Origin of the sequence: Paenibacillus gallinarum (genome assembly GCF_014836635.1) — a bacterium.
GTDB classification, from domain to species: Bacteria; Bacillota; Bacilli; order Paenibacillales; family Paenibacillaceae; genus Paenibacillus; species Paenibacillus gallinarum.
Genome location: NZ_JACSQL010000001.1, coordinates 585,041 through 599,843 on the forward strand (window position 1 = coordinate 585,041; position 14,803 = coordinate 599,843).

Genomic DNA, 14,803 nt, shown 5'->3' on the forward strand with positions numbered 1-14,803 from the left:
AACAACGCAGTATATTCATAATATATCTGCTTTATTCTTTATCAAGGGAGTCCTTTCTACGATGAGGCTATCAGTTGAAGATACGGCAACCGCAGTACCTACTTGAATATGGAGCGAATTCTCGATCCTACGGTCAAAATGAATTGGATCGTTTTCGAGATAACCTAATAAAAGTTCGATTTGATTTTCCTAAAAACTGTAATACAAATTGTATAAAATTAAGAAATAAAACAGTAAATAAAAAAATGTCGAAAAAGAGAAAAAAATGTCTTTTTTTATGAAGAAAATACCATTACAATAAGATGGCAATGTGACAATGATCATAATTTAGTAGGCCAGTCAATTTGGATTACATAAAAAAAGGAATGTCACAATCTTATAATATGGGGGAAGAGCCGCAGATGGGTGTTGTGGAAATAACCGGACAGTCGTTGTACTCCGGTGTTCAGCGAGGCAAAAAAGAAGAATGGATTTATTTAACGGCCGCTGATTTAACTTTAAACCAAGAGTATTTTTCCGATTTAACAGCCCACTATTGGATTCAGGCGGATACGATTCATGTTGCCGGATCATTGAATTTGCCAGGGCGTAATCTGACTCTGAATGCCAGAGTGATCTCTTCGGATGGAGACCTTTCGATCAGTACATCAGGAACCCTCGTTCCTAAAGAAAAGGACTTTGTTAGGCAACCTAAGGCTAATCGAGGAGATATGGCTGTCAGAAGCGGAGACAATGGTGGAGATGGCGATGATGGTTTTGACGGGGGAGACGGGATGTCCGGCGGCCATATTGTACTTGTAGCAGATTATTTCGACTTGCAAGGTCAATTAAAGCTTTCGGCAAATGGCAGCAACGGGGGTCGTGGACAAGACGGAGGAGACGGCATGAACGGCCGTGATGGAGAGAATGGAAGAGACGCGGAAACCCATTGGTTTTCATCGGATGACTCCTCAGAACCCGGTAAAGATGGAGGTAATGGAGGCAAAGCCGGTAATGCTGGGCACTCAGGAAATGGAGGAGACGCTGGGCATATTTTTGTCGGGTATGTGACTGATTGTGCTGAACAAAAGATCACAATGGAAAGTCAACCCGGAGTTGCCGGAGCTCCAACCCGTCCAGGAAAATTTGGCGCCGGAGCTAAGGGCGGAATAGGTGGCCGTAAATTTAAAGTTGTCACTGGAAGAACAACCGCGGTCAAAATAGTAAGCCAAGAGAGGGAGCTAAGCGGTTTAAATGGCAAAGATGGGGATCCGGGGATTTACGCCGCTAATCCCGTTGACGGTCAGCCCACTAACACTGGAGTTTTCCAATTACAGTATGGACAATTTTATGGAGTGAAAGTAGACAGAACAGAGATTTACACGGATTTTTCGACGCTCGATCTAGAGTCAGCCTTAAGTGCTTCTCTCGAACGCCAGATGTTAACCCTCAATAAAGCAGGGCTCGCTTATCTTACAGGCAGTGAGGAAAAACTCGAAGAGGCAGCCATTCTTCTAAATTGGTTGCAGGAAACAACACCTAATGAGAATTCGTTTGATGCGATTCGAGCTTTAGACTCCTATTCCTCTTTTCAAAAGAGTATGCTGGATACTTCCATTCAGTGGCTCTCTTTGCGTAATAAGGCGATCATTTTGCTATCGCAGTTGGGACAAGGGCTAGACTACTTCGGACATCCTTGGAACTGGGTACCACTAATGCCGCTGGATAAATATCAGGATCTAGGTAGCAACCTTATTAATGCTGCTCAGCAAGCTGAAACCCTATATCTTGATTATATAAAGGCTGACAATGATCAGAGAGGCCGAGTGAAGATACTAAAGGATGCTATAGCCGTTGCAGAGAACCGGATTAATGATTTGGAAGATCAGAGGCAAAAATCGATTATTGATGGAGAACGATTGGTATCTGAAGCGAGCGAGCTGTATGCGAGCATTTTGTCTAATGAAAAGAATCTTCAGACAGTAGCAGAAGAATTTGTAGAAGAGTTAAGATCAAAACTTGCGATGGATTCCCTTAAGGCTACCTTTGATCTGGTCGTTAACGGAGTTGCACTCGTAACCAACGTTACGCCTGCCCTAACCGCACTAAAAACAGGCGGGGCAATCGCTTCAGCTGTGAGCAACTATTGGAATACAGGAAAAACAATTGTGATTGATGATACTTTCAAAAGCGACAAGACCGTAGCAAAAGAGAAAAAAGAAAAAGAAGAGGAACTTTCTAAATCACTGAAGAATGTAAGCACTGTTTTCTCTTCCGGTCTCGGTGTATTAAAGAGTGGTGCCGAACTGGTTGATCTGCTAGGGCAGATCGAAGAGGCGCGTGATTCCTTTGGTTATAATTCATCGATGCTTGCGATGTCGCGTGAGCAATTTGACGATATGCTAAAGCCAGTCTATGGGAAGATGCCTGAGGATAAAGTCGATGGATACCGCAAAGCTTTTAATCAATATCTTAATGTTGTCGAAGACTATCAAAGCAAAACCCAATCCATTAAAGCAAAACATTTAGAGGAAGCAAGACGGTTTGCCGAATTGGAGCAGCGGCGAGCAGACGAGGACCGAATTAAACAGGCGATTGGTGATGACCTGGATGCCAGTCTGCCGTTATTTCATACATATATATTAGATCTTTATAACGGATTGAAGCTAGCTTTAACTGATTTCCTATATCAAGAATATCAGGCTTATCGATATTTGGTTCTTAGCAAGGACCTTTTCCCATTGATTCGGGATAGTCATGTAGCTGAGCTCAGTCGCATCCATGCTGAAATCACAGTGAAATTAAAAGATGCTTTGAATGCTTCAGAAAATCCAGTACAGCCCTTCAAAAATGTAACTATTATTTTCAATGAAGAATCTTTCCCAGAACAATTCGTAGCGTTACGTGAACACAAACCGGCCTTTTTCCCTTTGTCTATAGATAATCAACTCATACGGGAGAAAATTGCAGGTAAAGCGCACATGATGGTTAGTGATTGTCATGTTCAATTGCCTGGAGCCCGGCATTCGGCGGGGAGTATTCATACGGAATATACCCACTATGGTCATTCAACGTTCCTGAATTTATATGGTGAGCGGTTTGATTTTGTTCATAATAAAAGCCATGGTTTCTATGAATATGAAGTAACACCCGAAGAAGGAAAGGGAATTACAGGCGAATTTTCTGAAAAAATGATCAATCAATCCGGTGGAGCAGTAGGAGATGGGACTACCCGGATCATGCCAGGTTTATTATCCCTCTGGTCTATTGAGGTACCGCTTGAGGATCGAAGTGGTTGCAAGCTGAACGAAGGCGTTAATCTAAGTGAAGTTAAGAAAATCGTAATGACCTTGGCTGGAAAAGCGGAAGCTTATGCGCCTAAGTCTCCATCCGGCAAAATGAGTGCTTTTGCTGTGCCAAAACCTATGAATAGTAATGATATTTTTGCTGATAATGAAATGTTTAGCCTGCCAGGAAAAGAACCAGATGCGGTAACTGTTCAGGAGAAATTATCCGATTCGATTGTTATAGAACTATAAGCCCCAGAATAGAAAAAGGAGATATCGGATGAGTGATCAATATGTAGGAGAAATTCGTATGTTTGCAGGCAATTATCCTCCTAAAGGATGGGCGTTTTGCGATGGTGCGATTCTCCCGATTACAGGTAATGAGAGTCTTTACTCGATCATTGGAGTAACGTATGGCGGGGATGGAATAACGAACTTTAAATTGCCTGATTTGAGAGGGAGACTCCCGCTTCATAAAGGAACAAATAGTAAAAGCGGTACCGAATATGCAATGGGTCAAACAGGAGGGACGGAGACTGTCGCTTTAACTTTAGCGCAGCTTCCAGCGCATACACATGAAGTTAATGCTCAATCTACTGCAGGAAATATAGGCGATCCGACAAATACATTTTGGGCAGCTAGCACGTCAAAGCAATATTCGGCAGATAAGAATCCTACCGGTCTCATGAATACAGCATCCGTTTCATCAACCGGTGCAAGTAACCCGCATAACAATTTGATGCCTTATTTACCGGTTTCCTTTATTATTGCGCTTCAAGGCCTGTATCCGTCACAAGGATAATTTAAGAAAGACTAGGAGATTAAAAAGATGGCAGAACCTTTTATTGGTGAAATTCGCCTATTCGCTTTTGCATATGGAAACCCTCCACAAGGTTGGGCGGAATGTAATGGACAAATACTTCAAGTTGCACAAAATATAGCTTTATTTTCTCTAATAGGAGATCGCTTCGGTGGGGAAGCACCCCAAACGTTTGCACTTCCCGATCTTCAGGGCCGTGTGCCTCTTGGAGCGGTTAATCCATATACACCAAGTCCTTATGGCGGAGAAGAAACACATACATTAACGATAAATGAAATGCCGCAGCATACACACGATGCTCCCGCCGGATCTGACGGCGTAACTGCTAATTCGAATAATGCTACTTGGGGGACAACCGCGGGTATAACCCCTTATGCAGCTCAGACTGATAAAACGATGTCCAGTGAAGCTTTAACAGCGGCAGGAAATAGTGAGGCTCACTCGAATATGCAGCCCTACCTTGTAGTGAATTATTGTATCGCTACCATAGGTATTTTTCCGCTGAGAAGTTAATTAGGAGGTAATTAAATGGATCCGTATGTAGGAGAAATTCGATTATTTGCAGGCACATATGCACCAGTGGACTGGGCGTTATGCGATGGACAGACCCTGCAAATTCAAGAGAATACATTATTGTTTAGTGTGATTGGAACCCAATTTGGAGGAGACGGAGCGACAACCTTTCAGCTCCCCGATCTTCGCGGAAGAGCGCCTATGCATTCGGGGCAAGGCATCGGTTTAACCTCTCAAGCATTTGGGAAAGCAAACGGAGAAGCTCAGGTTACACTTCTTGAAGCGGAAATGCCGAGTCATAGCCATACTCCACAGACTCAGCCCAAGGGCAGTGCATTGAGTCCTGAAGGAGCGGTATGGACCCCTACTTCGAAAATTGGGAAGAATGCAGCGCCAAAGTATTATTCCAATACTCCTTCCGTATCCATGAATCCGCTCGCGATTGGTACGACGGGTGAGTCGCAGCCACACAATAATATGCAACCTTATACAGAACTAAATTTTATTATTGCATTGCAAGGCGTTTATCCGGAAAAGACATCCTAAGGACTACGAATTTGAGCGTTATACCTTTAATTCTCATAGAGAGCCTTATATGAAAGGACAGATTTATGTACAAACTCTATTCTAAAAGCAAGGCCATTGGGCAAGTTTTTCTTTCCTTTGTTTTAATTAGTGGGTCATTGTTCTCTGGACCTCTTACTGCCGATGCTGAAACTACAAATGCTGATATCATAACTACTAAGTTTAGTGGAACCTTGGATACTAGCTCTACTTTTGTAAGACCTGAGATGCCGGGTGATGTTTCCTATGATGAAAGTTATGAAGAAGAAGATGAGGATATCTATGATGATTCTTTGAAGGATAAAATATGGTATTTTCAAGAAGGCAAAAATAGCGCGGGATGTGGAGGTACAGATTATAGTAATTGTGGATCATGGTTTAATACACCGACCTTTTCAGATGATGGGTATCCATTTAAGGTAACGGTATGGCGATCTTATGTTAGAAATTATTTTTATAGAACCATTTCTCCATCTATTGATGGCGATTATAGTATTTTGGTAACGTCACCACCAGGCTCTGAAGCACCATTAGAAGATCCAGAAGATGATCCCAATGATACGGTCCTATATCTGTATAAAGATAAATTTGATGACCAACATCCGCTACACAATTTAATAGCCGGTAATGATGATAAGGCCGGAGTTTCTTTGTCTCAAATTAACAATATTCATCTTAAGGCTGGTGTGACCTATTATATTGTTATGACAGCATTTAAGTATGGAATTACAGGGAAAGTTGATTTTGAAGTTACTGGGCCTGGAACTGCTATTGTTAATGTCCCTAGTGATCCTAATGCACCCAATGACTCGGCTGTTCCTGCAGTCACGAGTGTGACCGTAACTCCTGACAGTGCGGATGTAGTGCAGGGGAGAAGTCAACAGTTATCGGCTAACGTAAAAGTGGTGGACGGAGCAGCACAGACAGTGACTTGGAGTAGCAGTGATGCTATAAAAGTTGCAGTAGACGAAACTGGAAAAGTGACGGTAGCCAAGGACGCTAAGCCAGGGGATTATACAATAACGGCAACTTCAACGGTGGATTCCAACAAATCGAGCACGTCTACGATAACGGTCACTTCAGCAGTTACTAGCGTTACGGTAACTCCAAGCAGTGCAGATATAACGCAGGGAGAAAGTAAGCAGCTCACAGCTACTGTTGATGTGGTGGGTGAAGCAGAACAGACAGTGACCTGGAGTAGCAGCGATGCCTTGAAGGTTGCAGTAAATGATAACGGAAATGTTACGGTAGCTACGGACGCTGAACCGGGGAAATACACGATAACGGCGACTTCAACAGTAGATCCCAACAAAACAAGTACATCAACGATTACGGTCACTCCAGCACCAGCGGTTAAAAGTGTAACCGTAACTCCAAGTAGTGCGAATGTAATGCAGGGAGAAAGTAAGCATCTGATGGCTGACGTAGAAGTGGTAGGTGGAGCAGCCAAAACAGTGACCTGGAGCAGCAATGATGCTACTGGAAAAGTCACGGTAGAGGAGAACGGAAACGTGGAGGTAGCTTCGGACGCTGATACGGGTGAATACAAGATAATGGCGACTTCTAAAGAGGATACTAGCAAGTTCGCATTGTCGGTTATAACAGTAACATCAGCACCGGCAGAGCTGACATACAGCACAGGAAAAATTTCTGATCAAACAGCAACTCTTCTGACCGAAGGATACGAAACTGGAACACAGGAAACAAAGTCCATTACCGTATCGAACACAGGAACGGGGAATTTGACGAACTTGCGAGCCGAATTGACCGCGGGGGATATTAACGCATTTGAGGTGACTACAGTCGCTGAGGCAATAAATAGTGGAGAAGAGGACACTTTTACCGTAAGAGCGAAAGATGGTTTAGCAGCCGGAACTTATACGGCAACTGTTAGCATAACCGCGGATCACCTGTCCGCCGTTACATTTCAGGTTAACCAAGTCGTAATTTCTCAAAGTATTCCTATAAATCCTCCACCACCAGTAATACCGGAACCAACGACGCCGGAGCCAACGACACCGGAACCAACAACACCGGAGCCGACAACGCCGGAGCCAACGACACCGGAACCAACAACGCCGGAGCCAACGACACCGGAACCAACAACGCCGGAGCCAACAACGCCGGAACCAACAACACCGGAACCAACAACACCGGAGCCAACGACACCGGAACCAACAATACCAACGCCAATAATTCCAGTGCCATCAGTACCTGCGACTCCAGCGCAGCCTGAGGATCATGCAGTTGAAGTTCTGGTGAACGGGAAGGTCGAAAAGGCAGGGACATTGGTGAATTCGACTATGAATAACCACAAGGTCTCGACCATTGTAGTTGATCCGGTTAAGCTTAATGAAAAGCTGGCTGCTGAAGGCGATCATGCCGTAGTAACGATTCCTGTTACTAGCGGTGCTGACATCGTAATTGGCGAACTGAATGGCCAAATGGTAAAAAATTTGGAGCAGAAGCAAGCAGTAGTGAAGATTCAAACAAACAACGCTACGTATACTTTGCCTGCGCAGCAAATAGATATTGATGCCATTTCTAATCAAATTGGACAATCGATTGCCCTCTCAGATATCAAGATTCAAATTCAAATCTCCGTACCGGAGTCGGGAATGGAGCAGGTCGCTCAAGATGCAGCGAACGATGGAGGCTTCAGCATCGTCATTCCGCCGCTTGATTTTTCCATTCAAGGTTCTTACGGGAACACGAAAGTCGATATTACCCAGTTTAAAGCTTATGTAGAACGAACCGTAACTTTGCCAGAAGGGATGGACCCTAACAAGATCACAACGGGTATTGTCGTTGAACCAGATGGTAGTGTTCGGCATGTACCCACGAAAGTAGTAGAAATGAATGGAGTCTATTCTGCAGTCATTAACAGCTTGACCAATAGCACTTATTCTGTAGTCTGGCATCCTCTTGAGTTCAGAGATGTAGATAACCATTGGGCCAAAGTTGCTGTTAATGATATGGGGTCCAGAATGATTGTGGAGGGCACGGGGAATGGTTTATACAGTCCTAATCAGGAAATTACTCGAGCAGAATTCGCCTCGATTATTGTCCGGGCTTTGGGCCTGAAAGTGGAAAACAGTATTTCATCCTTCGCTGATGTTAGTGCATCATCTTGGTATGCAGGTTCTATTCAAACCGCTTACGATTATAAGTTGATCAACGGCTTTAATGATGGTACATTCCGGCCAGCAGATAAGATTACTCGTGAACAAGCGATGGTCATTCTGTCCAAAGCTATGACCCTTACGGGCCTAAAGGAGAATTCATCTCAGCAAAATACCAATGAGATTCTAACTTCGTTTGCCGATGCTTCTAAGGTTTCTATCTGGGCAAAAGAACATACGGCAGCAGCCTTGCAAGCAGGGATTATAAACGGTAAACATATGAAAATGCTTGCTCCAAAGGATGACTTAACCCAAGCTGAAATAGCTGTTATCATGCAAAGACTTTTGCAAAAATCTGGGTTGATCTAAGCATGCAACTGAATACCTGCTTGGCAAACCTAGAGGATTGGCCGTTTCTCTTTCAAGTGTATATCGATACTCGAAAGTCTGAGGTAACTTCGTGGGGATGGAGTGAGGATCAAGTTGAAATGTTTTTGCGAATGCAGTTCGATGCTCAGACACGTTCTTATTCCTCGCATCCTGTCCCGCTGAGAGAAGAAATCATCTTCTACAAGGGGGAACGGATCGGCCGGATGTTAACCCGAGAGTTGGATGAGGTGCTAATGATCGTCGATATTGCCCTTCTTAGCGACTTTCGCAACCGGGGATTTGGAACAGAACTGATTTCCCATTATCAGAAATATGCAATGGACAAGGGGATTTCGGTCGAGCTTCATGTACTTAGTGATAACCCTGCGTACAAGTTGTATGAAAGATTAGGTTTTGTATTAACGGGTGAGACCCCTCTTTATGTAACAATGAAGTGGACTCCTTAAAGCCGCTACTACCAGAAAAGACATAAACAAAATAAGCCCAATATTGTAAGCTGACGTCAGTATTCAAACTGAGTCAGCTTTTTTTTATATGAAGACAAGCTTGACATAGGATGGTTTGCAATAATGACAATGAGCAAGATAGGTCGTTTCCGATACAGCTGGAATTAGGCGTGTCAACAGCTCACCGTTGATCGTACCGGTGCTCTCCAGCCAGCTTCCCAGATCGTTTCCCCCTTTCTGCAAAATAAGCTTGCCTTCTCCCAATAGTTTGATACAAGCGAGTAGTTTCTGCAGTGCTGAATAATAGGTATCCTCCAGATTTTCGTTCGATGCGCAAATCTCAGACCTGTCTCGATCCATTCTTCAAAATGAAGTCATGATTTTTATTAGAGACCCTATTTAATATTTCAAAGCTAGAGATCACTTGAATGTGTAGAAAATGGAGGGTGTGTGTTGGAAGGTGTTATACGAATTGATAGGGAATATATGATGTAATAGTAAACATTTTTAATAGATACACTTAGGTATGAATGAGAGAAAATGTACAAAACTAATTCAGCCGTTACTCAAATGTAGAAGTTTATTTAGTGAGTTGATTGTTTTAAAAACGAAGTTGAGCTGAAATCAGAGGAATACAACTTGAAAAAATGCCTTGCAGGTGCAATTCTCCAAAAGTTCACCAATTACCGAGTGAAGGTTACGATTATCGGGGATTTTTCAATGTATCCAAGCCAAAGCTTTAAGGATTTTATCTATGAATGTAATAGTGGAAAAGATATCTGTTACTTGCCAACGGAACAACAAACGATTGAGAAATTAAGTATATAGTAGAAAATGATCAAACTAGGAGGGGAATCATTGTCTACCATACGGTATAGCCCTTTTGAGTATCCAATGGTGAACATTCCAACAGGCGAAGTTGAACTCAGGGATGACCGGGTGAAGTCGACATGGAAAGTAACAGTAAATTCGTTTCTTCTTGCACCCGTTCCTGTTACAGCTGAGTTATATGGATGGTTTGTCTCGAAATCTGTCCAGTCCCCTAGTCATCCACAAATGCCGGTGACAGATGTTTCATGGAATGATGCGATTCTGTTCTGTAATCAGTTATCTAAGCACTCAGGTTTGGAGGAATGCTACACGGTAAGCAGTATTGACGAGAGTATCATTTGCAACTGGGAAGTGGATGGTTACCGGCTGCCAACAGAAGCCGAATGGCAGTATGCGTGTAAAGCAGGTACAGCAGGGTATAGGTACGGAGAGTTGGACGATATCGCTTGGTATGATGTAAATGCGAGCGGTATGGTGCACGAGGTGGCAGGTAAACTTCCAAATCCATGGGGCCTCTATGATATGCTCGGAAATGTATGGGAGTGGTGCTGGGATATATACGATAAAAAAGTGTATGACTCTTACCGAATCTTTCGTGGCGGAAGCTGGGCAGAGGAAGCCAGGGGCTGCGGGGCAACTTGTCGTCGCCGTAGTCATCCGACATTTCAAATAGATGATCTTGGTTTTCGTCTTGCACGGTCCTTGCCAGGCAACCATCCAATAGAGAGGGGATAACATACTTATGCGGAATCATGGAGGAGCATCTTTACCTAATAGAGGGGAAACAGGAAGGTGGAATCCCGATTTTTATTTTGCACAGCATACTCAGAATATACAGCCGCTAGGTGCCTTTACATCTGAAAAAGAGTGGGGACAGTGGAGAAAAGAACTTACAGGGCGATTGATGCCGCTTTTGGGTAAGTTTCCCGAATACCCCGTGCCGCTTGCTCCCGTGTTGTTGGAACGAACAGAACGTCCTGACCATATCCGTGAACGGGTGGAGATAACTACCTATGAAGGGCTCCGCATGCCAATGTATATTCTATTTCCCCTTGAGTCTAGGCACGAACCTCGGCCTGTAGTACTCGCTTTACATGGACATGGATATGGAAGTCGTGAGATTGTTGGTCTAGAGCCGGATGGTGCGGAGCGAGCCGAATCTCCCGGACTACACAAAGATTTTGCGATCGAATGGGTTAGGCGTGGATTTATTGTTATTGCCACAGAGTTGCTTGGCTTTGGAGACCGCAGGCTCAAGGAAGACCTCATAGATGATCCGAAAAAAAGTTCCTGTCAGCGTCTTGCCTTGGCTCTGCTGATGGCAGGAGAGACACTTGCTGGTTACCGCGTCTATGAAACGATGCGTGCGCTCGATTATATAGAGCTCAGAGAAGAGGCAGATGTGAAGCGTATAGGATGTATGGGAATTTCCGGGGGAGGCATGATTGCTTCTTTGGTATCCGCGCTCGATGAACGTATTGGCGCAGCTGTCATCAGCGGATATGCCAATACATTTGAAGACAGCATTCTATCAAGAAGTCATTGTCTCGATAATTACATTCCAGGGATCTTGCAAGAGGCAAGAATGGCGGATCTCATCGGTTTAATTGCTCCTAGACCATTGCTGATCGAAGCAGGGAGCGAGGATCAGGTATTTCCTATAGAAGGGGCTAAACGGGCATACACCATTCTCGAACAAATTTATGAAGCAGCCGGGGTAAAGAAGAAGCTGGCAGCCGACTTTTTTAACGGTGGCCATGAAATCAGCGGTCACATTGCCTACGACTGGATGGAAGAACAGTTTGGGATGGGGAACGTGAACAGAGTTTGATGTATGGAACATTATTGTCACAGGCTATGAATGTATAAAGATTGCTATTCACCAGTGGAATCTCGACGATCTCACTGGTTTTTTTGCGTTTTTGCTCATAAGAAAAGAATCTGTCAGCATGGAAGATGGATTTTTTATATAGCGAACAAAATAGTACCAATTCTCTCTGCAGAAGCACAAGAAGGATATTTATTTCACCTCATTAATGAATCAAATTCAATTGCCTAGACAGCAAATAATAATTAGTTTTTGCGAAATAGAGCATGAAAAGGGGGAGAGTTTGGTTTTTATCTGCGATAGAATTAAAGCGTTATCAAATTGGCAAGGAGGTTGTAGAGGGGGCTGTAAATTCATAAGTTTTCTTTTTTTTGTTATCTGTGATTTACAGAAGGGTGTTAAGAAAGACAGCTTAATTAATGGATGGAGGTCTATGTAATGAGTATAAAAATGAAGCCGTTCTTTGTGGCTATGATTCTGGTATTCATGCTCGTTGTGTCTGCATGTTCTGGGGGAGGTACGAGTTCCGGTGGCGATTCTGCGAAGGGAACAGAGGAACAAAAACCCGGAAGTGAGACGGTGGAACCGAAACCTGAAGAGAATAATGATCCTGTTACGCTGAAGCTCTACATTGGTACAGGAATCAGCGATGAGGAACTTAGCTCGATCATTGTAGATCCGGTCAAGGCAAAATATCCGAATATTACAATTGAACCCGTTAGACCTGACGAAGGAAAAAGGATCGAGGAATTGATTGCAGCAAATGATGTACCAGATATCATTTTTACCTGGAACGGAGATCTTGGAAAGTATGCGAACCTGGACTTGTTTGAAGATATTACTCCATTAGCAGAGAAACAAGGAATTGATCTGAATGCTTTTCAGCCATCAACCTTAGATACCATTCGTCAATTTTCATCTAACAACGAATTGTATGCGCTACCATTTAACATGAGTTTCAATATTACATTTTATAATAAAGATATTTTTGATAAGTTTGGCGTGGATTATCCGACGAATGACATGACATGGGATCAAATGATCGAACTATCTAAAAGCTTGACCCGAAACGAGAATGGTATCCAGTATCGTGGGCTTGACTCCGATAACTTGGGCCGAATGACCAGTCAGCTGGCAGCTTCGCATATCGATGGAAAAACCGAAGAGGCATCCGTTGATAATGAAAAATGGAAGCGTATTTATGAGACAGCTAAAAAAGTATGGTCTATTCCGGGCAACGAACCCCCTAAAATGATGACATTTGACGCCCCTACTAACTTTGCGACTGAGAAAAATATAGCTATCCTTCCTTCCGCTTCTTACGTATTAGGAAGATTGGCTGATGTAGATTTTAACTGGGGAGTTGTCTCCTACCCGGTGTATACGGATCTTCCGGATAATCATGGATATACAGAAGCCGGTATTCTTGGATTGACAAAAACAAGCAAGCATAAGGAGCAAGTTGTTCAGGCGCTTTCTGTTATTACATCCACAGAAAATCAGCTGGAGATGGTGCGTAACCAGGCGCGGCTTAGCCCGCTAAACGATCCGGAACTAAATAAACAGTTCGGAGCTGATCTTGAGCATCTAAAAGATAAAAATATCGGTGAGATGATCTATGAGCCGCTTCAAGCTCCTTATTTCTCCAGCTATGAGAATGATGCCCGCGGCGTTGTGTGGGATGCATTTAAAGAATATTACGCTGGAAAAGACATTAACACGACACTGCGTGAAGCGAATGAAAAAGTAAATGCACTGCTGGCTGAGAAAAAGGCTAAGTAAAGTAGATGCCGCCGATTCCTGGCTTACAGTAAAGGGATCGGCGGTTCCTTTATTTACGAGCGGATAGCCGCACCTTAGAGAGGAGGAAGGAAAGATGGCTCAAATTCATTTTCAGCAGGTAAGCAAAAGGTACGGAAAAGATAAAGAGGCGGTTGTTGACCAATTCAATTTGGAAATCTGTGATAAGGAATTCATCGTATTCGTCGGTCCTTCCGGCTGCGGTAAATCAACGACACTGCGAATGATTGCAGGACTTGAGGATATTTCAGATGGTGAGGTATACATCGATGATGTACTAGTTAATGACCTGCCTCCAAAGGATCGGGATATCGCAATGGTATTCCAGAATTATGCTTTGTATCCGAACATGTCTGTTTATGAAAATATTGCATTTGGACTCCGGCTACGAAAGCTGCCTAAACATGAAATTGATCAAGCGGTAAAAAGAGCGGCAAGAGTTCTTGAAATCGAACCTTTCCTTGAACGCAAGCCTAAAGAGCTTTCCGGCGGACAGCGTCAGCGGGTTGCGCTTGGAAGAGCCATCGTTCGTAATCCTAAAGTTTTTCTTATGGATGAGCCGCTTTCCAATCTGGACGCAAAGCTTCGGGTCCAAATGCGATCAGAGATTATTAGACTTGTGAAAAAATTGGAGGTCACGACAATTTACGTAACCCATGACCAGACAGAAGCGATGACTATGGGAGACCGGATTGTGGTTATGAAAGATGGAATCATTCAGCAGGTGGATACACCGGAAGAAATTTATAACAAACCAGTAAATACCTTTGTGGCCAGTTTCGTGGGTTCGCCTCCTATTAATTTTATGGAGGGAAAGCTGCAGGAAGCAGAAGACGGCCATCTCTTCTTTCGTACTCGGCGGTTTGATCTGGATATTCCGGGTGATCAGGAGAAGGCACTTAGGGAGCGTGGAATGCTGAATAAGACGGTGACACTCGGGATTCGCCCGGAAAATGTGGGTTTGGGGCCGTTGGTGGATGACACTTCCCCGAGCTGTGAGATTCCAGGTTCCATTCAACTGACTGAACTTATGGGGGCAGATCGATATATATACCTGGATATCGGCTTTAAGTCATGGCTCATTGCCAGAGTAAATCCGCGAAATCAGTATGCGAGGGATCAACAGCTTCATGTCACGGTAGATATGAGCAAGGCGCTTTATTTTAATAAGGATACCGGTGACCGGCTCATCGATTAAGCATGTACAGAAGGAGAGAGATGAA

General features: G+C 43.7%; 11 protein-coding genes and 1 pseudogene. 11 read left to right on the forward strand and 1 reads right to left on the reverse strand.

Annotation, left to right across the window (positions count from 1 at the left end; translation table 11 throughout):
• The first annotated feature begins 344 nt into the window (after positions 1 to 344).
• The 6 genes from H9647_RS02865 (at position 345) to H9647_RS02890 (ending at position 9,121) form a co-directional block, all read left to right on the forward strand.
• Positions 345 to 3,518 carry a hypothetical protein gene (locus H9647_RS02865; RefSeq protein ID WP_191797982.1) on the forward strand — a complete coding sequence of 1,058 codons (3,174 nt, stop codon included), beginning with the start codon at positions 345 to 347 and terminating at the stop codon, positions 3,516 to 3,518.
• Positions 3,519 to 3,546: 28 nt separating this feature from the next.
• On the forward strand, positions 3,547 to 4,068 hold the full coding sequence (locus H9647_RS02870; protein ID WP_191797984.1) for a phage tail protein: 522 nt from the start codon (positions 3,547 to 3,549) through the stop codon (positions 4,066 to 4,068).
• Positions 4,069 to 4,095: 27 nt separating this feature from the next.
• Complete coding sequence (locus tag H9647_RS02875) at positions 4,096 to 4,599, forward strand: phage tail protein (RefSeq protein ID WP_191797986.1); 504 nt, start codon at positions 4,096 to 4,098, stop codon at positions 4,597 to 4,599.
• 15 nt (positions 4,600 to 4,614) lie between these two features.
• The gene (locus H9647_RS02880; RefSeq protein ID WP_191797988.1) at positions 4,615 to 5,145 is read left to right on the forward strand and encodes a phage tail protein; all 531 of its coding nucleotides are present in this window, start codon (positions 4,615 to 4,617) and stop codon (positions 5,143 to 5,145) included.
• Between the two features lie 65 nt (positions 5,146 to 5,210).
• Entirely contained in the window at positions 5,211 to 8,654 is a 3,444-nt protein-coding gene (locus H9647_RS02885; protein WP_191797990.1) for an S-layer homology domain-containing protein, read from the forward strand.
• Between the two features lie 20 nt (positions 8,655 to 8,674).
• Complete coding sequence (locus H9647_RS02890) at positions 8,675 to 9,121, forward strand: GNAT family N-acetyltransferase (protein ID WP_191797991.1); 447 nt, start codon at positions 8,675 to 8,677, stop codon at positions 9,119 to 9,121.
• 84 nt (positions 9,122 to 9,205) lie between these two features.
• On the opposite strand, the gene H9647_RS02895 is transcribed toward H9647_RS02890, so the two are convergent.
• The gene (locus H9647_RS02895) at positions 9,206 to 9,481 is read right to left on the reverse strand and encodes a hypothetical protein (RefSeq protein WP_191797993.1); all 276 of its coding nucleotides are present in this window, start codon (positions 9,479 to 9,481) and stop codon (positions 9,206 to 9,208) included.
• A gap of 234 nt (positions 9,482 to 9,715) precedes the next feature.
• Between H9647_RS02895 and H9647_RS02900 the strand changes: the two are divergent.
• The 5 genes and pseudogenes from H9647_RS02900 to H9647_RS02920 form a co-directional block, all read left to right on the forward strand.
• Positions 9,716 to 9,949: pseudogene (locus H9647_RS02900) on the forward strand (DUF4180 domain-containing protein); the annotation flags it as partial.
• 6 nt (positions 9,950 to 9,955) lie between these two features.
• Positions 9,956 to 10,687 (forward strand): formylglycine-generating enzyme family protein, encoded by a 732-nt coding sequence (locus H9647_RS02905; RefSeq protein ID WP_191797995.1) that lies wholly within the window; start codon positions 9,956 to 9,958, stop codon positions 10,685 to 10,687.
• A 7-nt stretch (positions 10,688 to 10,694) separates the two neighbouring features.
• Positions 10,695 to 11,783: an alpha/beta hydrolase family protein gene (locus H9647_RS02910; protein WP_191797997.1), complete on the forward strand. Its 1,089-nt coding sequence runs from the start codon at positions 10,695 to 10,697 to the stop codon at positions 11,781 to 11,783.
• A 435-nt stretch (positions 11,784 to 12,218) separates the two neighbouring features.
• The gene (locus tag H9647_RS02915; protein WP_191797999.1) at positions 12,219 to 13,562 is read left to right on the forward strand and encodes an ABC transporter substrate-binding protein; all 1,344 of its coding nucleotides are present in this window, start codon (positions 12,219 to 12,221) and stop codon (positions 13,560 to 13,562) included.
• Between the two features lie 94 nt (positions 13,563 to 13,656).
• Positions 13,657 to 14,778 (forward strand): ABC transporter ATP-binding protein, encoded by a 1,122-nt coding sequence (locus H9647_RS02920; RefSeq protein ID WP_191798001.1) that lies wholly within the window; start codon positions 13,657 to 13,659, stop codon positions 14,776 to 14,778.
• Positions 14,779 to 14,803: the final 25 nt, after the last annotated feature.